General features: G+C 47.5%; 22 protein-coding genes. 10 read left to right on the top strand and 12 right to left on the bottom strand.

Annotated elements, in window-relative coordinates; translation table 11 throughout:
* Positions 1-5 precede the first annotated feature (5 nt).
* The 7 genes from ribD (at position 6) to pgpA (ending at position 5,687) form a co-directional block, all read left to right on the top strand.
* Positions 6-1,118: a bifunctional diaminohydroxyphosphoribosylaminopyrimidine deaminase/5-amino-6-(5-phosphoribosylamino)uracil reductase RibD gene (ribD, locus tag A1OO_RS03620; protein WP_017004675.1), complete on the top strand. Its 1,113-nt coding sequence runs from the start codon at positions 6-8 to the stop codon at positions 1,116-1,118.
* Positions 1,119-1,126: 8 nt separating this feature from the next.
* Entirely contained in the window at positions 1,127-1,789 is a 663-nt protein-coding gene (locus tag A1OO_RS03625; protein WP_017004676.1) for a riboflavin synthase, read from the top strand.
* Between the two features lie 96 nt (positions 1,790-1,885).
* The gene (gene ribBA, locus A1OO_RS03630; RefSeq protein ID WP_016959724.1) at positions 1,886-2,995 is read left to right on the top strand and encodes a bifunctional 3,4-dihydroxy-2-butanone-4-phosphate synthase/GTP cyclohydrolase II; all 1,110 of its coding nucleotides are present in this window, start codon (positions 1,886-1,888) and stop codon (positions 2,993-2,995) included.
* A gap of 212 nt (positions 2,996-3,207) precedes the next feature.
* Entirely contained in the window at positions 3,208-3,678 is a 471-nt protein-coding gene (gene ribH / locus A1OO_RS03635) for a 6,7-dimethyl-8-ribityllumazine synthase (protein ID WP_016959723.1), read from the top strand.
* Complete coding sequence (nusB, locus tag A1OO_RS03640) at positions 3,672-4,145, top strand: transcription antitermination factor NusB (RefSeq protein ID WP_371732996.1); 474 nt, start codon at positions 3,672-3,674, stop codon at positions 4,143-4,145. Before ribH ends, nusB begins: the two co-directional genes overlap by 7 nt.
* Before the next feature lie 67 nt (positions 4,146-4,212).
* The gene (thiL, locus tag A1OO_RS03645; protein WP_016959721.1) at positions 4,213-5,184 is read left to right on the top strand and encodes a thiamine-phosphate kinase; all 972 of its coding nucleotides are present in this window, start codon (positions 4,213-4,215) and stop codon (positions 5,182-5,184) included.
* Between the two features lie 14 nt (positions 5,185-5,198).
* Positions 5,199-5,687 (top strand): phosphatidylglycerophosphatase A, encoded by a 489-nt coding sequence (pgpA, locus tag A1OO_RS03650; protein WP_016959720.1) that lies wholly within the window; start codon positions 5,199-5,201, stop codon positions 5,685-5,687.
* A gap of 72 nt (positions 5,688-5,759) precedes the next feature.
* Here the strand turns inward: pgpA and A1OO_RS03655 are convergent, their stop codons facing one another.
* The 4 genes from A1OO_RS03655 to xseB all read right to left on the bottom strand — a co-directional run bounded on the left by A1OO_RS03655 (position 5,760) and on the right by xseB (position 11,986).
* Entirely contained in the window at positions 5,760-8,696 is a 2,937-nt protein-coding gene (locus tag A1OO_RS03655; protein ID WP_017004677.1) for a sensor domain-containing protein, read from the bottom strand.
* A 260-nt stretch (positions 8,697-8,956) separates the two neighbouring features.
* Positions 8,957-10,819, bottom strand: a complete 1,863-nt coding sequence (dxs, locus tag A1OO_RS03660) for a 1-deoxy-D-xylulose-5-phosphate synthase (RefSeq protein ID WP_026024030.1) — start codon at positions 10,817-10,819, stop codon at positions 8,957-8,959.
* 29 nt (positions 10,820-10,848) lie between these two features.
* Positions 10,849-11,748 (bottom strand): (2E,6E)-farnesyl diphosphate synthase, encoded by a 900-nt coding sequence (ispA, locus tag A1OO_RS03665; protein WP_016959716.1) that lies wholly within the window; start codon positions 11,746-11,748, stop codon positions 10,849-10,851.
* Positions 11,741-11,986, bottom strand: coding sequence for an exodeoxyribonuclease VII small subunit (xseB, locus tag A1OO_RS03670; RefSeq protein ID WP_016959715.1), 246 nt, complete (start codon positions 11,984-11,986; stop codon positions 11,741-11,743). The genes ispA and xseB overlap by 8 nt, the downstream gene beginning before the upstream one ends.
* A 351-nt stretch (positions 11,987-12,337) precedes the next feature.
* Between xseB and pomA the strand changes: the two genes are divergently transcribed.
* From pomA to thiI, 3 genes are all read left to right on the top strand, one after another.
* A complete protein-coding gene (pomA, locus tag A1OO_RS03675) occupies positions 12,338-13,099 on the top strand; it encodes a flagellar motor protein PomA (RefSeq protein ID WP_017004679.1) in 762 nt (253 codons plus the stop codon).
* Between the two features lie 10 nt (positions 13,100-13,109).
* Positions 13,110-14,039: a flagellar motor protein MotB gene (locus A1OO_RS03680; RefSeq protein ID WP_016959713.1), complete on the top strand. Its 930-nt coding sequence runs from the start codon at positions 13,110-13,112 to the stop codon at positions 14,037-14,039.
* Between the two features lie 129 nt (positions 14,040-14,168).
* On the top strand, positions 14,169-15,617 hold the full coding sequence (gene thiI, locus A1OO_RS03685) for a tRNA uracil 4-sulfurtransferase ThiI (RefSeq protein ID WP_016959712.1): 1,449 nt from the start codon (positions 14,169-14,171) through the stop codon (positions 15,615-15,617).
* 93 nt (positions 15,618-15,710) lie between these two features.
* On the opposite strand, the gene A1OO_RS03690 is transcribed toward thiI, so the two are convergent.
* The 8 genes from A1OO_RS03690 to A1OO_RS03725 all read right to left on the bottom strand — a co-directional run bounded on the left by A1OO_RS03690 (position 15,711) and on the right by A1OO_RS03725 (position 22,436).
* Positions 15,711-16,310 (bottom strand): DJ-1 family glyoxalase III, encoded by a 600-nt coding sequence (locus tag A1OO_RS03690; protein ID WP_017004680.1) that lies wholly within the window; start codon positions 16,308-16,310, stop codon positions 15,711-15,713.
* Positions 16,297-17,187 (bottom strand): 2-dehydropantoate 2-reductase, encoded by an 891-nt coding sequence (locus A1OO_RS03695; protein WP_017004681.1) that lies wholly within the window; start codon positions 17,185-17,187, stop codon positions 16,297-16,299. Before A1OO_RS03695 ends, A1OO_RS03690 begins: the two co-directional genes overlap by 14 nt.
* 119 nt (positions 17,188-17,306) lie before the next feature.
* The gene (locus tag A1OO_RS03700) at positions 17,307-18,056 is read right to left on the bottom strand and encodes an outer membrane protein OmpK (RefSeq protein ID WP_017004682.1); all 750 of its coding nucleotides are present in this window, start codon (positions 18,054-18,056) and stop codon (positions 17,307-17,309) included.
* A gap of 255 nt (positions 18,057-18,311) precedes the next feature.
* Complete coding sequence (locus tag A1OO_RS03705) at positions 18,312-19,706, bottom strand: AmpG family muropeptide MFS transporter (protein WP_017004683.1); 1,395 nt, start codon at positions 19,704-19,706, stop codon at positions 18,312-18,314.
* Between the two features lie 48 nt (positions 19,707-19,754).
* Positions 19,755-20,123 carry a hypothetical protein gene (locus A1OO_RS03710; RefSeq protein WP_016959707.1) on the bottom strand — a complete coding sequence of 123 codons (369 nt, stop codon included), beginning with the start codon at positions 20,121-20,123 and terminating at the stop codon, positions 19,755-19,757.
* Between the two features lie 16 nt (positions 20,124-20,139).
* The gene (locus A1OO_RS03715) at positions 20,140-20,709 is read right to left on the bottom strand and encodes a peptidylprolyl isomerase (protein WP_016959706.1); all 570 of its coding nucleotides are present in this window, start codon (positions 20,707-20,709) and stop codon (positions 20,140-20,142) included.
* Entirely contained in the window at positions 20,709-21,281 is a 573-nt protein-coding gene (locus tag A1OO_RS03720) for a YajG family lipoprotein (protein WP_017004684.1), read from the bottom strand. The genes A1OO_RS03715 and A1OO_RS03720 overlap by 1 nt, the downstream gene beginning before the upstream one ends.
* A gap of 27 nt (positions 21,282-21,308) precedes the next feature.
* A complete protein-coding gene (locus A1OO_RS03725; RefSeq protein WP_017004685.1) occupies positions 21,309-22,436 on the bottom strand; it encodes a methyltransferase in 1,128 nt (375 codons plus the stop codon).
* Positions 22,437-22,560: the final 124 nt, after the last annotated feature.

Here is a 22,560-nt window from a genome sequence, read left to right on the forward strand (position 1 = left end):
ATCACATGTTTTCTATTTTTGATTCAGACATGATGTTGCGCGCCATTGATTTGGCGAAACGCGGCATCTTTACCACTGCACCGAACCCCAATGTTGGCTGTGTGATCACGCAAGATGATGACATTGTTGGTGACGGCTTTCATTTTCGCGCTGGCGAGCCGCACGCTGAAGTGCATGCTTTGCGCAGCGCAGGTGAAAAAGCAAAAGGCGCGACAGCCTATGTCACGCTGGAGCCCTGCTCGCACCATGGCAGAACGCCGCCATGTGCCGACGCATTAATTGCTGCTGGTGTCAGCCGAGTGGTTTGCGCCATGGTTGACCCCAATCCGAAAGTCGCAGGGCGCGGTATTCAGCGCATGCGAGACGCTGGCATTCAAGTTGATGTTGGTTTGATGCAAATGCAAGCTGAAGCGCTGAATGCGGGTTTCATCAAGATGATGAAAACAGGATTGCCGTATGTACAGCTAAAGCTGGCGGCGAGCCTTGACGGTCGAACGGCATTGTCAAACGGCAAGAGCCAATGGATCACCGGACCCGAAGCGCGAGCCGATGTGCAGGTTTTTCGCGCCCAATCAGGTGCTGTGCTTTCGACTAGTCAGACAGTACTGGATGACAATCCTTCCCTGAATGTTCGTTGGGCGCAACTGCCGAAGGGCATTCAAGCTGACTATGATGTCGGTTCGTTGCGTCAACCTGTACGCGTTATTCTCGATACGCATGGCAAGGTTAAACCGGACGCGCATTTGTTCACCCTCGAGGGTGAGATCATCATTTTGACGGCGTCGACTGACGTGTCGTATCCGCATGAAAATGTTGATGTGATTTGTGTTCCCAAAGATGAACATGGGCTGGATTTGAATGTCGCATTGCGAGCGCTTGCCGCAAAAGGGATTAATCATCTTTGGGTGGAAGCGGGGGCTACATTGGCGGGTAGCCTGCTCAACGCGGGCCTTGTCGATGAGCTTATTCTCTATCAAGCACCTAAACTGATCGGGCAAGATGGTCGCGCACTGGCGAATTTCGGCGGTTTGACCGCGATGGATCAAGTGCCCTCTTTTGAATTGAAGCATGTTTGCCAAATGGGTAATGACGTGCGTCTTCGTATGAAAAAGCAGTAAAGAATCGTATGTTTACAGGAATTATCGAAGCGGTTGGTCGCATCGGAAAAATCACACCAAAAGGCAAAGACATTTCACTGACCGTAGAAAGCGGCAATCTGGATTTATCGGATGTGAAATTGGGTGACAGTATCGCGACCAATGGGGTTTGCCTGACCGTCGTGCAATTAACGGGTAATGGCTATGTTGCTGACCTCTCGATGGAAACGCTTCAGCGCACCGCATTTACGACGTATCAAGCGGGTCAGGTCGTGAACCTTGAAAAAGCCATGCTACCTACCACGCGATTTGGCGGTCACATGGTGTCGGGGCATGTTGATGGCTTGGCCTCCGTGGTATCTCGCACGCAATCAGGCCGTGCTATCGAATTTTGGTTGGAAGCCCCAGCAAGTCTTGCCAAATATTTGGCAGAAAAAGGCTCGGTGACCATTGATGGTATTAGTCTTACCATTAATGGTGTCGATGGCAATCGCTTCAAGCTGACCATTGTGCCTCACACTGCGCTTGAAACGACCATTGAAGTGTTACGTGTCGGGCAGCAGGTTAACCTTGAAGTTGATGTTATCGCACGCTATTTAGAGCGCCTGATGATGGGTGATCGTGCCGCTCAACAAGCAGGTACGGGTGGGCTTACCATGGCAAAACTTGCTGAATCTGGTTTTATTAGATAACTCGCGTAGATAAATAACGTAGTTAGCTCTCAGGGCTAACTCGCGTAGACAAATAATACCGTGCCGATGTGCACTGACAGTAACAGGGACAGAACAATGCCGATCAGTAGCGCTGCAGAAATCATTGACGATATTCGTCATGGAAAAATGGTCATCTTAATGGATGACGAAGATCGTGAGAACGAAGGCGACCTGATTATCGCCGCCGAAAAAATCTCACCGGAAGCGATTAACTTTATGGCGATGTACGGCCGAGGGTTGATTTGTTTGACCATGACGAAAGAGCGCTGCCAGCGTCTTGGCTTGCCCTTGATGGTTAGCGACAACAATGCACAGTTTTCCACGGCCTTTACGGTGTCTATTGAAGCGGCTGAAGGTGTCACCACGGGGATCTCTGCGGCCGACCGAGCGCGTACCGTCGATGCCGCTGTTGCACCTAATGCGGTTGCGGCTGACTTGGTTCAGCCAGGACATATTTTCCCGTTGATGGCTCAAGATGGTGGTGTGTTGACCCGTGCGGGTCATACTGAAGCTGGCTGTGATTTGGCGCGTTTGGCAGGGTGCTCTCCAGCCGCAGTTATCGTCGAAATCCTTAATGAAGATGGCACCATGGCGCGTCGTCCTGATTTAGAAGTGTTTGGCGAGAAGCATGACATCAAGCTTGGCACTATTGCGGACCTGATTGAATATCGAAATAACAATGAAACCACCATTGAACGTGTGGCAAAGTGTAAATTGCCGACGGAATATGGTGAGTTTGACCTGATTACTTACCGTGACACCATTGATAATCAAGTACACTACGCGCTGCTCAAAGGCGAAGTGTCTAATCAGCCAACGTTGGTGCGTGTACATCTTCAAGACACATTCACTGATCTGCTCCATTCCGATCGTTCAGCGGAAAGAAGTTGGTCACTGACTGATGCCATGAAACGTATTAACGCCGATGGCGGTGTTTTGGTGATCTTGGGTAAAGAATCGACCTCTGACGCTATTATCAATAAAGTACGTACTTTTGAAGCGCAAGATAACGGCGACCAGCCAGCGTCAGCAAAATGGCAAGGCACCAGTCGTCGTGTCGGTGTGGGCTCGCAAATCTTGGCAGATTTAGGGGTGACCGAAATGCGCCTGCTTTCTTCGGCCAACAAGCGTTACCATGCATTATCAGGGTTTGGCTTGAAAGTGGTAGAGTACGTTTGTGACTAAGCTGGCTATACACCGCCAATAAACGTACAGAGAAAAACGCAGCAACCGCTGCGTTTTTTAGTCATGTTAAACAGATTTCATCCGCTTGCTCCCGCTCCTGTCCTCCTCCTTGCAGGGCGTGAGCCAAGAGGGATAAGCGCTGGATGCTTTGCAGAAAAGTGTGTTAGAATCCCGCGGTTTCTAATCCGGATAAAAAAGTCACAGGAAGGCCCATGAAGGTAATCGAAGGTGCATTCGCAGCACCAAATGCTCAAGTTGCTATCGTTATATCTCGTTTCAACAGCTTCATTAACGAAAGTCTGCTGGACGGTGCTATTGATGCGCTGAAGCGTCAGGGCCAAGTTAGCGAAGAAAATATTACTGTAGTACGTTGTCCTGGTGCTTACGAGCTGCCATTAGTGGCGCAACGTGTTGCAAAAAGCGGTCGTTACGACGCAATTATCGCGCTAGGATCTGTGATCCGAGGCGGTACGCCACATTTTGACTATGTGGCCGGAGAATGTAACAAAGGTTTGGCACAAGTAGCACTAGAGTTTGATACTCCAGTTGCTTTCGGCGTGCTAACCGTAGATACCATCGAACAAGCCATCGAACGCGCGGGTACCAAGGCTGGTAATAAAGGGGCAGAGGCTGCACTGAGCGCGCTTGAAATGGTAAATGTCCTGTCCCAAATCGAATCCTAACGGGGGTTATCGTGAAACCAGCCGCACGACGCAATGCGCGTCATTTTGCACTACAAGCCATTTATTCTTGGCAATTGACCAAAGGCAACGTTGCTGATATTGAAGCACAGTTTCTCGCGGCAGATAACTACGAAGAAGAAGAACACCAGGCTGATGAGCCACGTCTTCGTCAACCAGACACAGACGTTGAGTACTTCCGTGATTTGTTCTCGGGCGTAGTCTTGAACTACCAAGAAATGGACAGCAAAATGCGTCCGTACTTGTCTCGCCCGATCCAAGATCTGGATGAGATGGAGCACGCACTGCTGCGTCTTGCTATGTATGAACTGTGCAAGCGCCAAGATGTTCCTTACAAAGTGGTTATCAACGAAGCGATTGAGTTGGCGAAGCGTTTCGGCGCCGAAGACAGCCACAAATTCGTGAACGGGGTGCTGGATAAAGCAGTACCGACTCTGCGAAAGAAATAAATAAAAAGTAATGACAAGGCCAGCCTCGCTGGCCTTTTTCTTATTCTCGTTTGCTTGGAAAGGAATGATGGCTGGTAACGAATTCGATTTAATAAACCGTTACTTCAAAGCACAGCCTGTCTCAAGAAAAGACGTTGTGCTGGGCATCGGTGATGATGCTGCAGTGATGACCATGCCAGAAAGCAGTCAGCTCGTGGTGACGACAGACACGCTGGTGGCTGGCAATCACTTTCTCCTTGATGCTGACCCTATGAAAGTGGCACACAAAGCGCTGGCGTCGAATCTAAGTGACCTCGCTGCGATGGGCGCAATACCTGCATGGTGTTCTTTGGCACTCACAATGCCTTCATCAGACGAAGTCTGGCTCAAAAGCTTTTGTGACGGTTTTTACAAACTCGCAGAATATTATCACGTCCAACTTATTGGTGGAGACACCACCAAAGGCCCACTGAGCATTACCATTACGCTGCAAGGCTTTATCCCATCAGGCAAAGCAATTTGTCGCCATGGTGCAAGCGCAGGTGATTGGTTGTATGTCACCGGAACGCTAGGTGATAGCGCGGCTGGGCTAGATGTTATCTTGCGTGATAACACCCCTTCAAATGACATAGAAAACACGCTACTGCATCGCCACTACTATTCGACACCCAGAGTGTTAGCGGGACAATCACTTCGTGATATAGCCTCTTCAGCGCTGGATATTTCCGATGGACTGATTGCTGATCTTAAGCACATTCTCAAAGCCAGTGACGTCTCTGCCGTGGTCAATGCTGATCAATTGCCGTTATCTGACGAACTGTTACAGTATGCTGGCAGTCGTGAGGCCGCCGCGAAGTTGGCATTATGCAGCGGCGAAGAATACGAACTTTGCTTTACTGTGCCTGAGAGTCATCGTGGCGCGTTGGATGCGGCACTTACCCATACCAACACACCAATTACCTGTATTGGTCAGATCCGTCATGGTGAAGGTTTGAACGTCATGTGGGAGGGAAAACAAGTTGATTGGTCTCTCTCTGGTTGGGACCATTTTTCCGCGTAAGGTTGTAGAAAAAAATGAATAATCCGATCAGTAAAATTCGCTTATCAAACCCTGTACATCTTCTTGCGACAGGCTTTGGCTCCGGCCTCTCTCCTTTGATCCCTGGCACGATGGGCACCTTGGCTGCCATCCCTGTTTATTTATTGATTGTTTCATTGTCCACGACATTGCTCCCTGTTGCGATTGTTCTGGGTAGCGCAATAGGTATTTATCTTTGCGGCCGCACGTCAAAAGACATGGGGGTTCATGACCACGGCAGTATTGTGTGGGATGAGTTTATTGGCTTTTGGATTACCATGTTGTTGGTGCCGGTAATGGATTGGCAGACGATCTTGGCCGGTTTTGTGATCTTCCGTTTCTTTGACATGGTCAAACCTTGGCCTATTAGCTGGTTGGATAAAAAAGTTCACGGTGGTTTCGGCATCATGCTCGACGATATTGTGGCTGGTTTGATGTCGATGGTGATACTGTGGTTAGGACACGCTTATCTGGGCTGGTGGTAAGAACCAAGTGATGGCTAGACCTCAATACACCTCGGAAAAACGGCGCGATAGCGCCGTTTTTTATATCATCCGTTATTTCGTATTACCGATGGTTCTTTTTGTCAGGTACGATTGCATACGCTCGGTGCGCGCGCGATTTATGACGACAGAGTCTATGAGTGGGCAAAGTTCATCTTTGATCTTAGGGCTTTGATGCCACGTGGGGTCGAGTCTCCATTCCTTGGTCCAAGCGAGTACATTTTCAGCGCGCATAGGGCGCGAAATGCCAAAGCCTTGTCCGAATTCACAACCCAACCAGAGTAGCAGTTGTACCTGTTCTCTTTTCTCTACGCCTTCAGCCAGAACCTTTCTTCCAAAGGTGTTAGCCAGGGTGATAATGCCTTCTAAAATCGCTAAATTATCGTTGTTATCCAGCATGTCATGCACAAAGCTTTGATCTATTTTGAGTGTTTCTGCAGGCAGCTTTTTGAGATAGGTCAGCGAAGCGTAACCTGTGCCAAAATCATCAATCGCAAATGAAATTCCCATGGACTGACACCGCGTGATGATCTGTGATACGACAACAATATCTTCCAACGCGCTGGTTTCAAGAATTTCTAATTGTAACTGATTGGGATGAATGTGAGGGAAGCGCGCCAGCAGCAATATTAGCTTATCCATAAAGTCAGGCTGCATCAGTTGGTGTGGGGCGATGTTAACGCTAACTTGTGTGACAAATCCTTTTTTTTGCCATTCCGTTAATTGTTGAAGTGTGGCTTCCAATACCCAGTCACCCACCTCGACAATAAGACTGTGATTCTCTATGGATGAGATGAAATCTTTTGGCATGAGGATGCCTTGAGTGGGGTGCTGCCAGCGAATCAGGGCTTCTAATCCAATGATCTCGCCCGTTCGAAAGCTGATCTTGGGCTGGTAGCATAAGAAAAACTCTGCTTTTGATAGGCCATAGCCGATTGAACGCAAATGCTCGTTTTGGCTTTTGAGGGTGCGTTCCAACTCAGCGTCGAAGAAGTGGCAGCGGCGCTTTCCATTTAATTTGGCCTGATACATGGCGTAGTCGGCTTGACGGAGAAGCGTGTCCGCGTCAACGTCCTCTGCTTGTGGAAAGAGGGTGATACCAAAACTCGCGGATACTTGAACCAAATTGCCATTGGCATTGACGGGGCCAGAGGTTGCGGCAACGAGTCTTGGAAGCAAAGGAGGGCAGTCCTCTGGTGAGGTAAGCCCCGTTAAAACTGCGACAAATTCATCGCCACCAATACGGGCTATTGTGTCGCTATCGCGCATTGAACGTTGCATTCTCTTTGCGATTTCTTGAAGGAGTATGTCGCCAACTTCGTGCCCGTGGGTATCATTCACTGACTTGAATCCGTCAAGGTCAAGAAAAATGATCGCCACATATTGCTCATTGCGTTTTGCATGTTTCATGGCACTTTTTAAGCGATCGCCTAACAAAAATCGATTGGGTAACTCAGTGAGCGTATCAAAATGAGCAATTTGTTTTAGTTTATGCTCGTGTTCTTTGTATGACGTTATATCTGAAAAAACAGCGACATAATTCATGGGCTTATTGTCTTCGCCGAATACGCAACTGATGGTAAGCAGTTCTGGGTATATCTCGCCATTTTTACGGCGATTCCAAAGTTCTCCGCTCCAATGGCCTTTATCGGTTAAGGAATGCCACATCTTCTTGTAAAACTCGGCATCTTGTTGGCCTGAGTGAAGAATGCTTGGCTTTTCACCTCGTACCTCGTCAATGGAATAGCCAGTAATACGAGTGAAAGCGTCATTGACCTCAATGATACGTGATTGACTGTCTGCAATGATGATCCCTTCCCGAGTGTGGGTAAACACCTTTGCGGCTAATCGCAATTTATCTTCGTTTTTTTTATGAGCGGTAATATTTTGATGTGTTCCCAGTATTTTTAGTGGATGTCCATTTTTATCCCACTCAACGACATTTGCGCGCCCTAGCGCGTTAATCCAGATTCCAGATTTATGTTGTAGCCTTACCTCGCAGTCATAATATTCTATCTCTTTATCAAACAGCTTTTTGAGCATGGCATCAGAACTGGATCTATCTTCGGCGTGAATATACGTTTGCCAATCTTTGTTCGGTGGGCCGTTGAGCACAGCGATGCCCCATCCCAGTATTTCTTGCCACGCGCCATTGTATTCAACGTGTCCTGTTCCAACGTTCCATTCCCATGTGCCTGTACGCGTGCCGTGAATGACGTTCAGCAAACGAGAGTGCTCTAACCGTAGTGAGTGGTGAGAGCAACGAATCATCTCCAGCATGCTATTCATGGTTTGGCTGAGTGAGGAGAGCTCTTGATTACCAAACTCTGGAATATTAGAGAATGGAATACCAATGGAATCTTGGTTTTTGATAGCATCGGAAATTTGTTCTACAGGCGTTATAAATAGTCGCTTAGCTAAATATAGCAGGACGAGAATAAGCAGTAAGGCAGTCGCAATACTCGTCAGTAGTGTTTGAACTATCTGTTGATGCAGTTCCTTCTCAATCATGTCATTACTGACATAGATGGTGATATTCCCTAACACTATTCCTGTGTTGGATTTAATGGGGGCAGTGACATCGAAAAATGCAGCATCAAGGCGGTTTTTATGGGAGATAAAACCCAGACGATACCGTTCAAGTTCATTGTCATTTGCTCTGACATAGCCCGTGGCGTAGCTCGATTCGTCTACCATGTTCGCTTTTTCATGCGCATCAATGATCACGGCGATGAATTGCTTGAATTTGGCCTCGGTATAAGCCAGTTTTTCGTATTCGTTGATGGAAACGGAAACGGGGTAAGACGCTATCGCGCTGGTTAAGCGCATTAAGCTCTCTTGTGCGTGGCTTTCAAGATCAACAATGAGTTCGTCACGTTGATAGTGATAAGTGAGGAATGATGAAATGCTAAAAGCGACAATGACAGCGAGCGATACGGCAAAGGTAATGTGAGTAAATAGCTTCGGTTTTTGCGTCAAAGTACGCGTCATTGTGGTTGTCCCGGCTGAGCCTATGGCGATTACTCCCCGAAATAACCCGCCCTTGAGTCACGATGAGCCGCCCGTGAGGCCGACGATGCATCAGTACGAGTTACACCTATTGATAAATCAGCAATAACTAATTGATAAGAAGAACTTAATTACGCCTACTAATTGTAGTGTTAAATATAAGAATGTGCAGATACAAAAAACGGCGCTTGAGCGCCGTTTGAATAATGAGGAGTGTTGAACAAAGACGAAGGTGAAAAGTGCTAGTTAAGGTAACGGCGAATTTGTGCTTCGATACCTTTAGCGTCAAGTTCCAATTCTTCGTGCAGTTCTTGCTGGGTACCCTGATGAATAAACGTATCAGGTAGGCCGATTTGAAGCACAGGTTTGATTTGACGAGACTTCATTAAATATTCCACCACACCAGAGCCAGCACCGCCAGCTATGGCATTTTCTTCAACCGTCACTAACACATCGTGTGTTGAGACAAGATCGTCGATCATGGTTTCATCCAATGGCTTCACGAATCGCATGTCTGCCACGGTTGCATTGATGTTGTCTGCCGCTTCCAGCGAGGCTGGTAACATGGTGCCAAAACTCAGTATCGCTACCTTTTCACCTTGACGGCGAAGCACACCTTTGCCAATCGGTAATTGGGTCATGGATGTTTCGACGGTTGCGCCACAGCCTGTACCACGTGGGTAACGCACGGCGGTAGGACCATTGTGCTTGTGACCGGTGTAAAGCATTTGGCGACATTCATTTTCATCGCTTGGTGCCATGATCACCATGTTAGGAATGCAGCGCATAAAGCTTAGGTCAAACGCACCTTGGTGAGTTTGACCATCAGCACCGACCAATCCGCCGCGATCGATAGCGAACATCACAGGCAGGTTCATGGTGGCAACGTCGTGGATCAGCTGATCATAACCACGCTGTAAGAATGTCGAGTAAATGGCAACAACGGGGTGATAGCCACCAATGGCCATGCCTGTGCCTAAAGTAACGGCATGTTGTTCGGCAATCGCGACGTCAAAGTAGCGATCTGGGAATTCTTTCGAAAAACGCACCATGCCTGAGCCTTCGCGCATCGCTGGCGTGATAGCAAGTAGCTTTTCATCTTCTGCGGCCATGTCGCACAACCAATCCCCAAAGATTTTGGAAAATGTTGGGCCTGAGGCTTGGGCTTTGGGCAGTTTGTTGTCAGCTGGGTTGAACTTAGGCACAGCGTGATAACCAATCGGATCTTTTTCCGCGGGCTCGTAGCCTTTGCCTTTTTTGGTCATCACGTGAAGGAATTGCGGGCCTTTCAGTCCACGCATATTTTTCAACGTTTTAACCAACTCTTCTACATCGTGCCCATCAACGGGGCCAATGTAGTTAAAGCCGAGTTCTTCGAACAAGGTGCCAGGGACCACCATGCCCTTAAGGTGCTCTTCTGCGCGACGAACCAATTCTTTGATCGGTGGTGCACCAGAAAGTACCTTCTTTCCGCCTTCGCGGATTGAGGTATAGAAATTACCAGATAGCAATTGGGCTAAATGATTATTGAGTGCACCGACATTTTCAGAAATCGACATCTCATTGTCATTGAGGACAACCAGCATGTCGGGGTGAACATCACCGGCATGGTTCATGGCTTCAAACGCCATACCTGCGGTAATTGCACCGTCACCAATCACGCTCACCACTTTTCGCTCACGGCCTTCTTTGGCTGCGGCAATAGCGAGGCCTAATGCGGCGCTGATAGAGGTGGAGCTATGGCCGACAGAAAGAACGTCGTATTCACTTTCTTCACGCCATGGGAAAGGGTGTAACCCGCCCTTTTGACGAATGGTTGGCATCTGTTCACGGCGACCAGTTAGGATCTTGTGTGGGTAGGCTTGATGGCCAACATCCCAAATCAAATGATCAAATGGTGTGTTATAGACGAAATGAAGCGCCACCGTCAGTTCAACTGTGCCCAAGCCAGACGCAAAGTGTCCGCTTGAGTGGCTGACGGAGTTCAATAGATAAGTTCTTAGCTCATCACATAGCGTAGGCAGAATGTCACGCGGAAGAGTCCGCAATTCATCGGGCGTATTCGCCAGCGCGAGCGTTGGGTATTTTGCGATATTGAGAGTCATAAATTCGTTTTGGCGCAACGTCATTGCTTTTAATTATTTCGCTCGATGATGTACCGGGCGAACAGCTCCAATTGCTCTGTATTGTAGGGGATCGCATGCAGAGCCTGTAGTGCTTCTTGATACAAAAGCGCGGCTTTTTCTTGCGCGCCTTCAAGACCAAGAAGAGCAGGGTAAGTACTTTTCTCTGCCGCTAGATCTGACCCCTGAGGCTTACCGAGCGTCTCTGTGTCACTGATGATATCCAGAATGTCATCTTGCACTTGAAAGGCAAGGCCGATGGCATTTGAAAAGGTATCAAGTTGTGTAAGACAGGCAACCCCTTTATTACCAGCGGCGTAAGCGCCCAATCTGACTGCACAGCGTATCAGAGCACCCGTTTTGTTGCGATGAATAGTTTCTAAAGCAGTTAAATCGACCTGCCTCCCTTCTGCCGCCAAGTCGAGCGCTTGACCAAGACACATGCCCATGGCACCCGAAGCGGTTGCCAGTTCTTTGACCATATGAATGCGGTAAGTGTCACCTTCAGTCGAAAGCTTGCCGTCTGCCAAAATACTGAACGCCAAGGTTTGCAGTGCATCGCCAGCAAGAATCGCATTGGCTTCATCAAAGGCAATATGGCAGGTCGCTTGGCCGCGACGCAGACTGTCGTCATCCATGGCGGGCAAATCATCGTGGATCAGTGAATAGGCGTGTATACATTCAACGGCAGCAGCAGGCGTATCTAACGCATCGTCAGCCATGCCAAACAACTGGCCAGTGACGTAGGTGAGGTAAGGGCGAACGCGCTTCCCTCCCATTAATGTGCCGTACTTCATGGCCTTAATTAAAGATTGGTCAGTGTTACCTAGCGCATCAATCCAAAGCCCTAGTTGCTCATTATTACGTTGTTGATAATGAAGAAGAGTGGATTTTAAATCGTTGTTACTCATCGCGCGCGTCTTCAAAGGGCTCTAAAGGGGTATTGTCGTCTTGTGCAAGAAGGATTTCGACGCGTTGCTCTGCATCCGACAAGGTTTTTTGACCTTGTCGGGCGAGCGAAATACCGCGTTCGAATTGTTTTAGTGCCACATCTAACGGCAGTTCGCCATTTTCTAGGCCATTAACAATCGTATCTAGTTCCTTGAGGGTTTCCTCATAGGTCATGTTTTCGGGTTTCTTGGTCGCCATGATAATCCTAGATAGTAGGGAATGGCGGAGAAGTTAACTCAGTGCCTGATAGCGGTCAAACTCTTGAACGAATTTCTGTGTATCTAAAAGGGATTTCAAGGTGAATTCGTTGCGTGAGCAAAAAATGAAGAGAAAGAAAGACCGATTTACTCTCGTTCTGCGAGGGTTTTTGCTTAATACTGGAGATTGAGCTTAAAGTTGCGAACGAAATCTGCATCTTGAGACGAGTTGGGTATAAAATCATTAATACGCGCTAAATCTATTTTTGTTGCTGCCGATAACTTGGTCAGCGAATAGCGTTATTCATACTTCAACATTCACTCTTTTGTCGAAAATTAAGGGGATCGTTCTGTGGATCTGGCGACACTCATAGGACTTATTGGCGCCTTTGCCTTCATCATAATGGCGATGCTACTCGGTGGTACTTTGAGTATGTTTGCCGACGTACCGTCTGCGCTGATTGTATTTGGCGGTAGTCTTTTCGTTGTGATGATGAAATACCCAATGGGGCAGTTCTTCGGTGCTTTCAAAATTGCGGGCAAGGCTTTTATGTTCAAAGCTGATGATCCGGAAGATCTGATTGCCAAAATAGTTGAAATGGCAGACGCAGCACGTAAAGGCGGTTTTCTTGCATTAGAAGAGATGGAAGTGACTAACTCTTTTATGAAGAAAGGTGTCGACATGCTGGTGGATGGTCACGATGCTGAAGTTGTTAAGATGACACTGCAAAAAGATATCCTCATGACGGATGAACGCCATGATGGTGGGGCTCAATTTTATAGTGCGCTCGCTGACGTTGCACCAGCGATGGGGATGATCGGCACACTGGTTGGTCTGGTCGCCATGCTTTCAAACATGGATGATCCCAAGGCGATCGGTCCCGCAATGGCGGTAGCACTTCTTACTACACTCTATGGTGCGATGCTTGCGAATATGGTCGCGATCCCTATCGCGGACAAACTGCGTTTACGCAAAGATCAGGAAAAGCTAAATCGTCGTTTAATTATGGACGGTTTGCTTGCGATACAAGATGGTCAAAACCCACGCGTTATCGATGGCTACCTGAAAAACTACCTCAACGAGAAAAAACGCGCCGTTGACGTAGACGCATAAGGAGTCTGGTATGGAAGAAGAATGCAAATGTCCCCCCCCAGGCCTACCAGCTTGGATGGGTACGTTCGCGGATTTGATGTCGCTATTGATGTGCTTTTTCGTACTGCTCCTTTCGTTTTCGGAAATGGACGTACTGAAGTTCAAGCAAATCGCGGGCTCAATGAAATTTGCGTTTGGTGTGCAAAATCTTCTTGAAGTGAAAGACATACCCAAAGGTACCAGCGTGATTGCGCAAGAATTTCGCCCTGGTCGCCCTGAGCCGACACCCATTGAAGTGATTATGCAGCAGACCATCGACATGACACAGCGGTCATTGGATTTTCAGGATGGTGAATCTGACAGGGCGGGTGGCTCTCAACGTGAGTCCGCCAAACTAGATGGTGGTTCAACCGCGACTGAAGCGTCGATGCAAGAGCAAGAACAAGACACCGAACAGATGTCCAGTACCGCGCAAATGGTCGTGCAGGCATTAGAGCGGGAAGTAGAAGAAGGGGCTGTTGAGGTTGAAAACCTTGGCCAGCAGCTGATTATTCGTATTCGTGAAAATGGTGCTTTCCCTGCGGGCTCCGCGTTCTTACAGCCGAAGTTTAGGCCATTGGTGCGACAAATTGCTGGTTTGGTCAAAGATGTGCCCGGTATTGTCCGAGTTTCCGGCCATACCGATGATACGCCGTTGGATTCAGAGCTCTACCGTTCCAACTGGGATTTGTCCGCGCAGCGCGCTGTGTCGGTGGCTCAGGAGATGGAAAAAGTAGACGGGTTTGACCCGATGCGAATGCGAGTAGAAGGGATGGCGGGTACGACGCCTCGTGTGGCGAATGATACGCCAGAGAATCGCTCACAAAACCGCCGTGTGGAAATTGCTGTTATGCAAGGTAAGCCGCGAGAATCTGATGAGATTTCAGCAGATACGCCAGTGCAACCTATTCAGGAAAATTAAGTGCATCGATGCGCTTATGTTACTAAGGCAGTGCGAAGGCACTGCCTTTTTCGTTTTAGTCGGTTATTTCGAATACGTTATGCTTGATGTATAATCCGCGCCTTTAAAGAAGCTGTAGCGAAACCTGATATGAAATTTATCGTAAAAATTCACCCTGAGGTGATGGTTAAAAGTGAATCTGTACGGAAGCGCTTCACGAAAATTCTGGAATCGAACATCAGAACTATTCTTAAGCGAAAGTCAGATGCTGTGGCGGTATTCAACCGTCGTGACCATATCGAGGTTTCGCTGAAAAATGCTTCTGATCGTGATATTGCACTCTCAGTCCTCACGAATACGCCAGGTATTCACCATGTGCTGGAAGTTGAACAAACGCCATTCACTGATTTGCACAACATCTATGAGATCGTCGCTGCAACAGTAAGCCACCAACTGGAAGGTAAATCATTCTGTGTGCGCGCTAAGCGTCGTGGTAATCATCCATTTACCTCTACTGAGGTAGAGCGCTACGTGGGGGGTGGTTTGAATCAAGATGTTGAATCTGCGAGTGTCCGATTAAAGAACCCTGACATCACCGTTCACCTTGATGTGGATAGAGAAAATGTCAACGTTGTGCGCGAGCGCTTTAAAGGCTTGGGCGGCTTCCCGCTAGGTACACAAGAAGAAGTGCTGAGTTTGATCTCGGGTGGCTTTGATTCAGGCGTTTCGAGCTATCTTCACATTAAGCGCGGCAGTAAGGTGCATTACTGCTTCTTTAATCTTGGTGGTGCGGCACATGAAATTGGTGTTCGACAAACGGCTTATTACTTGTGGGAGAAATTTGGTTCTTCTGCAAAGGTGAAATTTGTCTCTATCGATTTTGAACCTGTTGTGGCTGAGATCTTGGAAAAGGTTGAAGATGGTCAGATGGGTGTAGTACTAAAACGTATGTTTATGCGTGCTGCATCGATGATGGCTGAGCGAAACGGTATTCAAGCGTTGGTGACAGGTGAAGCATTAGGGCAGGTCTCTAGCCAGACGCTGACCAACCTTCGTCATATCGACAACGTGACCGACACATTAATCCTGCGTCCTTTGATCAACTGGGACAAAGAAGACATCATCAATATGGCGCGCCATATCGGTACTGAAGATTTTGCTAAAACCATGCCAGAGTACTGTGGTGTGATTTCTCGTAAGCCAACGATCAAGGCCGAGAAAGCGAAGCTAGATATTGAAGAAGCGAACTTCAACTTTGATATTCTCGATCAGGTGGTACGTGATGCACGTACCATTGATATTCGTGAGATTGAAAAGCAAAGTAAAGAAAAAGCGCCAGACGTTGAACTGGTTGATGAAATTGCTCATGGTGCAGTGGTGCTAGATATTCGCAGCCCTGATGAAGAAGATGGTAACCCATTGGTGATTGACGGTGTGGAAGTCACTCACATTCCTTTCTTCAAATTGGCAACCAAGTTTGGCGATTTAGATCAGAGCAAGACCTATTTGCTTTACTGTGACCGTGGCGTAATGAGCCGATTGCAAGCGTTGTATTTGCAAGAAAATGGCTACGCGAATGTGAAGGTATATCGCCCTTAAAGCAGGTCCTAGGAAGCGCAGCTCATAGGGTCGAGAAAACCAAAGCCAGCATGTATGCTGGCTTTTTGTTTTTATTGTAAGGGCTTGGATTAACTACGCAAACTTCTTGTCATAGTGAAGGCTCGGGATCATCACCATAGGATCGGTGACTTCCTTCGCCTTCTCTTTTCCTGCCAACACCAACACAATCTCAACGGCAAACTCTAACGCAGTGCCCGGACCTTGGCTGGTGATCAGCTTGTGGTCGTGATCGGTAAACACACGCTTGCTGTTACGCTTTTCCGCGTTAATCTGTTCAATAAACGCAGGGTGGCATGCTTTGTGTGCGTCTGGATATAAGCCGTTTTTCTCTAGTACGAGCGCAGGGGCTGCACAGATAGCGGCTACCCACTTTTGATCGCACTGCTGCTGACGGATCATTTCTAATACCAACGCGCTTTCGCCTAAACACGTCGCGCCTTCGACTCCACCGGGTACCACAATACAGTCGTACTCTTCGTCAGCGACTTTGACTAATGGTGCGTCGGCAAGGATCTTTACGCCGCGGGAGCAAGTCACGGTAAGGTCTCCATCTTCTGCCGCACTGGCGGTAGTGACGTTAAAACCGGCTCGTACCATAATATCCATCACAGCTACGGCTTCAATTTCTTCCGTGCCTGGAGCGAGGCACACCAATACACTAGGTGTTGTCATAGGATGATTCCAAATTCTTGATAGCCTTGTAGAGCGCCGTATTTTTTGGTGTGGCGATACCGTGTAATGCAGCTCTTTTGATTAAATAGCCCGTAATGAAATCAATCTCTGAGCGTCGCTGGTGGAAGATATCGCGATTCATCGACGAGTAGTTACTTGCGGTCGCTTGAGCAACGTCCAGTGTTTTGTGAAGAACGTCGCCACCGCTGGTCGCTATTCCTTCTGTATTCATTACTTGGGCAATTTCTTTGCTGAGTAAAAGCAGTTGCTCCTGATAACGCGGAAGCAACAGGTCCCCATTCGGTATTTGATCAATGGCGCTCAATGGATTGATCATACAATTGATAGCGAGCTTGTGCCAAAGCGCTTGCTGGATATGCTCATCCCAGCAACATGGGGAGAGTGCGTGATCTAATACGTCCGCGAGAAAATCGCAGCGCTTACCAAGTGCGTTAATGCCACCCACTCGCGTTTCACCAATGCCCGTATGTTTAACTTCGGTAGAGGACAACATCAGGCTGCCGTGAGACGTGGTAGCAAACAGCAAAGGATTGTTGCTCACTAAACGTAGCGCCGTGTCAGTGGTTCCCATGCCGTTGTGCATCAGTACCACGGGTATATCAGGATGCAGGTTAGGAAGTATGCGGTGTATCACGGCTTCGACATGAAATGCTTTCACGCAGATCACTATGCAATCACTGTCTTTGAGTAAATCTGGCTGGTTGGCAGCAAAATACACTGGCTGAGCCTTCTCAAAAGCGCGCTCAAGCGTGACTTCTTGATGGCGAGTGAGAAGGTGCACTTGGTGGCCTGCTTGTCGTAGCTTTAAGCCCCAAAGCGAACCGATTGCACCGGTGCCAACAATCGTGAAATGCATTTTTTATTCCTCTTTCCTGTTTCGAAAACCAGCATACCATTATTGGTTCTTTCATCGAATGGAAAACAAAAAAGGCAGCCTGAAGGCTGCCTCTTGAAGCGCTTTTATACTTCTATAAATTAGAAGTTGTATTGTACGCGGTAGATCATGATGTCTTGGTAATCTTTACGCGCCAACTTGTTTACGGTGTAACGGTAAAGTACGCCCGTTGACCAGTTTTGGTTGATGTTCCACATTGCATTAACAGAGCCGTTTAGACCCCAGTCATCGCCTTGCACTGCTGCGTATGCTTCTTGGCGACCAAACTCGTATTCAGCCCAAGAAGAGAACGTAAAGTTCTGGCTGCCGATGTTGGTGTTGTAGAAACCTACGAAACCAGCCATACCACCGTTTGCGCCGCTGATGTCACCCGAGTTGATTTCGTGTACACCGATGAATGGCGTGAATGCCCAGCCGTCACCGTTAAGGCCAGTATAACCTAGACCCAATACGCGGTTTTGTTCGTGGAAACCGTTGTCAGCATCAGTGTTATAAATTTGAGCATAAAGGCTTACACCAGCATCAGTCAGGTTGTAGTGGATAGTACCTTTTGCCGATGCACCACGATCGCCAGTTCCGCGATCCACACCTTCGTAGTCGTAGAATCCGTAGATTTGACCCCAAGTAAAGCCTGCGCCGCCTTCGATACCGACTACTGCTTGGTTGCGATCTGAAATGTCGCCACCGAAGTTATCGTTATCGTTACCAATACCATGATCCCAAACTTGGTAGTCAGCATACATGCCACCAAAACCAAATAGGTATTCCGCTTGTGCAGGGACAGCCGCTGCTGCTGCCAGAACGCTCAGTGCTACTACAGATTTACGCATCGTTAGCTCTCTTTACATCGTAAGGATTGGAGTGGCAAAGACACCAAATGGTTGGACCTCGCCGTTGCGAGCGCCATTCTATGGGAAAGTTCAAAAAAGAAAATGCAATGAAACCGCAATCGTTTGCTAAATGTGATTTAGATCTCGTTGAAATAGATTGCATGAGAGATAAGTGTTTCAAAAGATGACAGGGATAAAGGATTCAACAGGTTTGAGGGGGGGTAATCCGCGACAGGCGTCGCGGATTAAACACATTTAAGTGAGGTTTTGCTTGTCAGTAAGCGCTTGGAAGTGATGCTTGAGTCCAATAATCATGGCGAGACTTGGTACAACCATGACCGTGGTAAGAATGAAGAAAAATGACCATGGATTGAGCCAAGTGATGTCATGCAGCCACTCAAAGCCCTCTATCCAATCGACAGTGGCGCCGCTAAACGATGACAGTGTCGTTCGCCCTAAGTTGCCTAGCGATGCGAGCAGAGCATACTGTGTGGCCGAAAAGGCGCGTCCTGTTAGAAAGGTCAAGAAAGAGACAAAAGCAATCGTGGCAAATGCACTCGTGAAGTTATCCACGATAATGGTGGCAAGGAAAAGATCTTCGTTTGGACCCACTTGCGCCATGAGCGCAAACATAAGATTGCTAGCTGCCATGGAAATACCACCAATCAGCAGCCCTTTCACCACGCCGAAACGAACGTTGATAGCACTACCAATCAAGGTGAACACCACCATGGCACCCCAGCCAATGAGTTTGGAATAGTGGCCAATTTGTTCGTTACTGAAACCGACTTCTTTGTAAAAAACGATCGACATTCGACCAAGGAATGCTTCCCCAATTTTGAACAGGAAAACGAATAACAGCAGGGTTAATGCGACTTTCACGCCGTTTCGGCGAAAGAACTCCGCAAAAGGCTCAACGAGGGTGACTGACAACCATAGCAAGACTCTGTTTTCGCCATGTTTAAGTCGCTTTGCATAGCGCGCTTCGGCTTCTGCCTGCAATGCTTCACGCTCAGAATCGGGTTCCCCGACGAAAAGTGTAAATAGGATTAATAGTCCAATAAAGACGGCCATCCCGTAATACACGCCATTCCAACCAATGCTATCAGCATTGATGAAAGCGAAATAACCGGGGAGGCTGTAGCCTGTCCACCATCCAATCACTGCCATGGCAGCAGCTTGAGGCATTTTAGACTTTTCCTGCTCCTTGAAGCTGTCGATACGAAAGGCATCAATGGCGATATCTTGAGTCGATGATGCAAGGGCAATGGTAAGCGCCAGCACCGAGGTGAGCCACAAGTTGAATGAAGGGTCGGTGTTTGCAATAAATAAGGTGCACACTAACATGATCGATTGCATGAGCACGATCCAACTGCGACGCTGACCTAGTTTATTGTAAAGATAGGGAAGTTTAATTCGGTCAATGAGCGGCGCCCACATCCAGTTAATGGCATAAACCACAAAGATGGAGCCAAATAAACCAATCGCTGTTCGAGTGAGACCTGCATCCTTGAGCCAACCCGACATGTTTGACCCAATTAAAAGCCAAGGAAAGCCACTTGCACAGCCAAGAAGAAAAACCCATAAGAGTCGGCGGTCAAGGTAACTGTGAACGGTTTCTCGCCAAGTAGGGGATGGTGCTTGGGACATGTAGTGACGTCCTTGTGAGTAACATAAGTAACGTCATGCTACCGTGCTTCAAGGGCGAATGCCACGCGCGTAATCAGGAAATTTTCCCTTGTTCATCAAATAACAAGCACATTCTTTTACGCGCCGATTGGCGAAGCGATTACCACGTAATTCATCTTCTCGTCTCGACTCGATTAAGTACAACAAGTACCAATAAACAGATTCATAGTTGTCTTTTGGTGAGCCGCTGGGCATCGAAAGCTTCCACCAATCAATAAACTGCTGACGGCATATATCTTTCAGCTCATCATAAGGCGATTGCCTTAAAATGAAGCGGATGACTTCAGCGGCAAACGCCGGGGCATAAGTGTGAATATGCTCATCGGCGAGTGCTTGATTTATTTCAGGTTCGGGATTGTCTGCAATGAGTTTTAGCATTCCCTGATTCCTACGACTAATTGGTAATGATAATTTTCTCAATTAGTATAGGTTGCTGTGGAACATCTCGCATGCCAGCTTGAGCGATTGTGACCGTTTTCGTGTTCGCCATGTTTTCGATAACGTTGAAACCTGAGATCACTTTACCAAAAACGGTATAACCAAACTTGTTGGTAGAACCATTCAAGTTACTGTTATTTTGTAGATTAATATAGAACTGTCGCGTGGCTGAATCTGGCGTGGATTTACGCGCCATCGCAATGGTGCCGCGGTCATTGTTCAATCCGTTCTTTGATTCGTTAACCACTTCACCATAAGTGCTCGGGCGCGGATTAAAAGAAGCATCATAGCCGCCACCTTGAACCACAAACCCCTTTATCACGCGATGAAACTGGGTATCTACGTAACTGCCATCTTCGACATAACGTAAAAAATTCTCAACGGACTTGGGCGCTTTATCTGGATAAAGCTCCAGCTTGAAATTGCCCATGTTGGTTTCTACATCAACAATAGGATTGGCAGCCAGTGTAGGAAGTGCCAACGTCATTGTTGCCGCAACAACGATTGATTTAAACAAAGCTCGCATTAAAAGTTCTCGTTCATAAAGGTCATCAGTTGTTTGTCTTGAGCAATGTCTTGCAACACGGCTTCTAGCAGACTGTTAAGTGCGATTTCCATATCTTCAACTGACGCACTGGTCGCGCCTTCAGACGTTGATTTACCTGTATAGCGCTTAACAAATTTGTTTTCACCGGTTTCTGCAACCAGTTGGATCTGCACATTGGTAATCATGTCGTGTGAGAACACTGAGTGCTCCACTTTCACCAATGCGTCGAGCAGATCTAAGCGAAGTTTTCCTTTGCCTTCGGTAATAACACGATAGCCTTGAGAGTTTAGCTGTCGGGTGAGTGCATCTTCCAGAACGACACGCACATTTGATGTGGATTGAATGGGTTGCACATTTTTACGGCCATTATCTACAACTGCGACAAACTGTGCGGTTCGTAAATCACGACTTTCAACCGCAACAGATTTGTTTTGAGCAACGGGTACGGGTGAAATTGTAGGTTGAGGTGCGACAGTCAATTGAGGCTCTTGAGGTGCAGAGCAGGCGCTCAAGCCGATGACAAGTCCGGAAACAAGCAGAAGTTTTTTCATGAGTTAACGCATCCCTTTAGAGTCTGGCTATTTGTAAGCTTCGACAATAACAAACTTACGGTTGGAAGCAATGACTTGTGCATTGCCAAAAAGACGTTTCAATTTAGTATGATAGCCGAGGTGCCTATTACCAATGACCACAATTCTGCCCTTGGGTTCAAGAACTCGCTGAGCGTCACAAAACATTTGCCATGCAATGTGATCCGTTACTGCTTGTAGTTGATGAAACGGCGGATTACACATCACGACATCTGCGCTTTCAGGTGCAAAGTCATCAAGGCAGTTATTGACGAGGCAATGCGTTCTTGTCGGCTCAATACCATGGGTGGCTAAATTCAGCGAGGCAGAAGCGATTGCCATGTGGCTTTCATCTACGGCAGTAACGCGTGCTTGAGGATTTAGCTTCGCCGCTTGAATCGCCAAAACACCGTTTCCACACCCTAGGTCAATAATGTGTTTGATGCTTTCGTCATGTGGCATGTGTTGAAGCATCAAATAGGCGGCAATATCCAAACTTTCTGAAGAAAACACGTTGGCATGATTTACCAGACACAATTGGTAGTCCGGAACATCAAATGACGTCGTTGCTGGGGGCAATATATTCAACGACTTCTCTTTGTTACAGAAAACTAAACGCGCTTTCTTTTTTGCCAAAGAAGTATGGGTTGACCCCAAGTGTTTTTCGAACAGTTTAAGTGTAGATGTATGAATGTCTTTGGTTTTCGCGCCCGTGATCGTGGTGAGTTGGGCGCGTTCAAGTTGTGCAATTTGCTGCAACTGCCAAATCAAAAGGCGGTTGTTTTTTGGCAACTTCATCACAACCAGATCGACATCGTCAGGTAGTGTATCCAGCGATGACAAACACCGAACATGAGAAAGCGCATTGTTATTCAGGTTATGTTGAATACTTTGTTGCGATAACAAAGAATCATTAACCGCAGTGACTTGGTAGCCTTTCAGTGAAGCCCAGCAGCTAAGCGCACCGAATCCGTCATTCATGAACAGAATATGTGCACCGGATTCCAAATCTGTCGCTTCGATGTGCTCGATGAGATATTCATCGGCAGCATCCCAAGCTTGTAATGTTTCGTTTTTTTGAAGGGGATAGCGACGCAGTTCTAACGCTATGCCTTCGATTTGTAATGTGGTTTTCATGGGGGTATCAGCGAAGCGCTTGTGAGAATGAGGTATATTGTCGCAGATGACAGGAATACTGCAATTGTCTTGCAGCGATCGAAGAAAGACAATGCAGAAAAAAGCTAATATGTAAAAGAGGGAC

Source organism: Enterovibrio norvegicus FF-33 (genome assembly GCF_000286835.2).
GTDB classification, from domain to species: Bacteria; Pseudomonadota; Gammaproteobacteria; order Enterobacterales; family Vibrionaceae; genus Enterovibrio; species Enterovibrio norvegicus_A.

What these genes read in the sequence shown, in the direction of transcription:
- xseB (WP_016959715.1), bottom strand. Translation starts at nt 11,986, where the DNA reads ATGGCGACCAAGAAACCCGAAAACATGACCTATGAGGAAACCCTCAAG.
- A1OO_RS03725 (WP_017004685.1), bottom strand. Translation starts at nt 22,436, where the DNA reads ATGAAAACCACATTACAAATCGAAGGCATAGCGTTAGAACTGCGTCGC.
- ribH (WP_016959723.1), top strand. Translation starts at nt 3,208, where the DNA reads ATGAAGGTAATCGAAGGTGCATTCGCAGCACCAAATGCTCAAGTTGCT.
- A1OO_RS03705 (WP_017004683.1), bottom strand. Translation starts at nt 19,706, where the DNA reads ATGTCCCAAGCACCATCCCCTACTTGGCGAGAAACCGTTCACAGTTAC.
- A1OO_RS03625 (WP_017004676.1), top strand. Translation starts at nt 1,127, where the DNA reads ATGTTTACAGGAATTATCGAAGCGGTTGGTCGCATCGGAAAAATCACA.
- pgpA (WP_016959720.1), top strand. Translation starts at nt 5,199, where the DNA reads ATGAATAATCCGATCAGTAAAATTCGCTTATCAAACCCTGTACATCTT.
- A1OO_RS03655 (WP_017004677.1), bottom strand. Translation starts at nt 8,696, where the DNA reads ATGACGCGTACTTTGACGCAAAAACCGAAGCTATTTACTCACATTACC.
- A1OO_RS03680 (WP_016959713.1), top strand. Translation starts at nt 13,110, where the DNA reads ATGGAAGAAGAATGCAAATGTCCCCCCCCAGGCCTACCAGCTTGGATG.
- A1OO_RS03695 (WP_017004681.1), bottom strand. Translation starts at nt 17,187, where the DNA reads ATGCATTTCACGATTGTTGGCACCGGTGCAATCGGTTCGCTTTGGGGC.
- thiL (WP_016959721.1), top strand. Translation starts at nt 4,213, where the DNA reads ATGGCTGGTAACGAATTCGATTTAATAAACCGTTACTTCAAAGCACAG.
- A1OO_RS03700 (WP_017004682.1), bottom strand. Translation starts at nt 18,056, where the DNA reads ATGCGTAAATCTGTAGTAGCACTGAGCGTTCTGGCAGCAGCAGCGGCT.
- ispA (WP_016959716.1), bottom strand. Translation starts at nt 11,748, where the DNA reads ATGAGTAACAACGATTTAAAATCCACTCTTCTTCATTATCAACAACGT.
- A1OO_RS03715 (WP_016959706.1), bottom strand. Translation starts at nt 20,709, where the DNA reads ATGCGAGCTTTGTTTAAATCAATCGTTGTTGCGGCAACAATGACGTTG.
- A1OO_RS03690 (WP_017004680.1), bottom strand. Translation starts at nt 16,310, where the DNA reads ATGACAACACCTAGTGTATTGGTGTGCCTCGCTCCAGGCACGGAAGAA.
- ribBA (WP_016959724.1), top strand. Translation starts at nt 1,886, where the DNA reads ATGCCGATCAGTAGCGCTGCAGAAATCATTGACGATATTCGTCATGGA.
- ribD (WP_017004675.1), top strand. Translation starts at nt 6, where the DNA reads ATGTTTTCTATTTTTGATTCAGACATGATGTTGCGCGCCATTGATTTG.
- dxs (WP_026024030.1), bottom strand. Translation starts at nt 10,819, where the DNA reads ATGACTCTCAATATCGCAAAATACCCAACGCTCGCGCTGGCGAATACG.
- A1OO_RS03710 (WP_016959707.1), bottom strand. Translation starts at nt 20,123, where the DNA reads ATGCTAAAACTCATTGCAGACAATCCCGAACCTGAAATAAATCAAGCA.
- thiI (WP_016959712.1), top strand. Translation starts at nt 14,169, where the DNA reads ATGAAATTTATCGTAAAAATTCACCCTGAGGTGATGGTTAAAAGTGAA.
- A1OO_RS03720 (WP_017004684.1), bottom strand. Translation starts at nt 21,281, where the DNA reads ATGAAAAAACTTCTGCTTGTTTCCGGACTTGTCATCGGCTTGAGCGCC.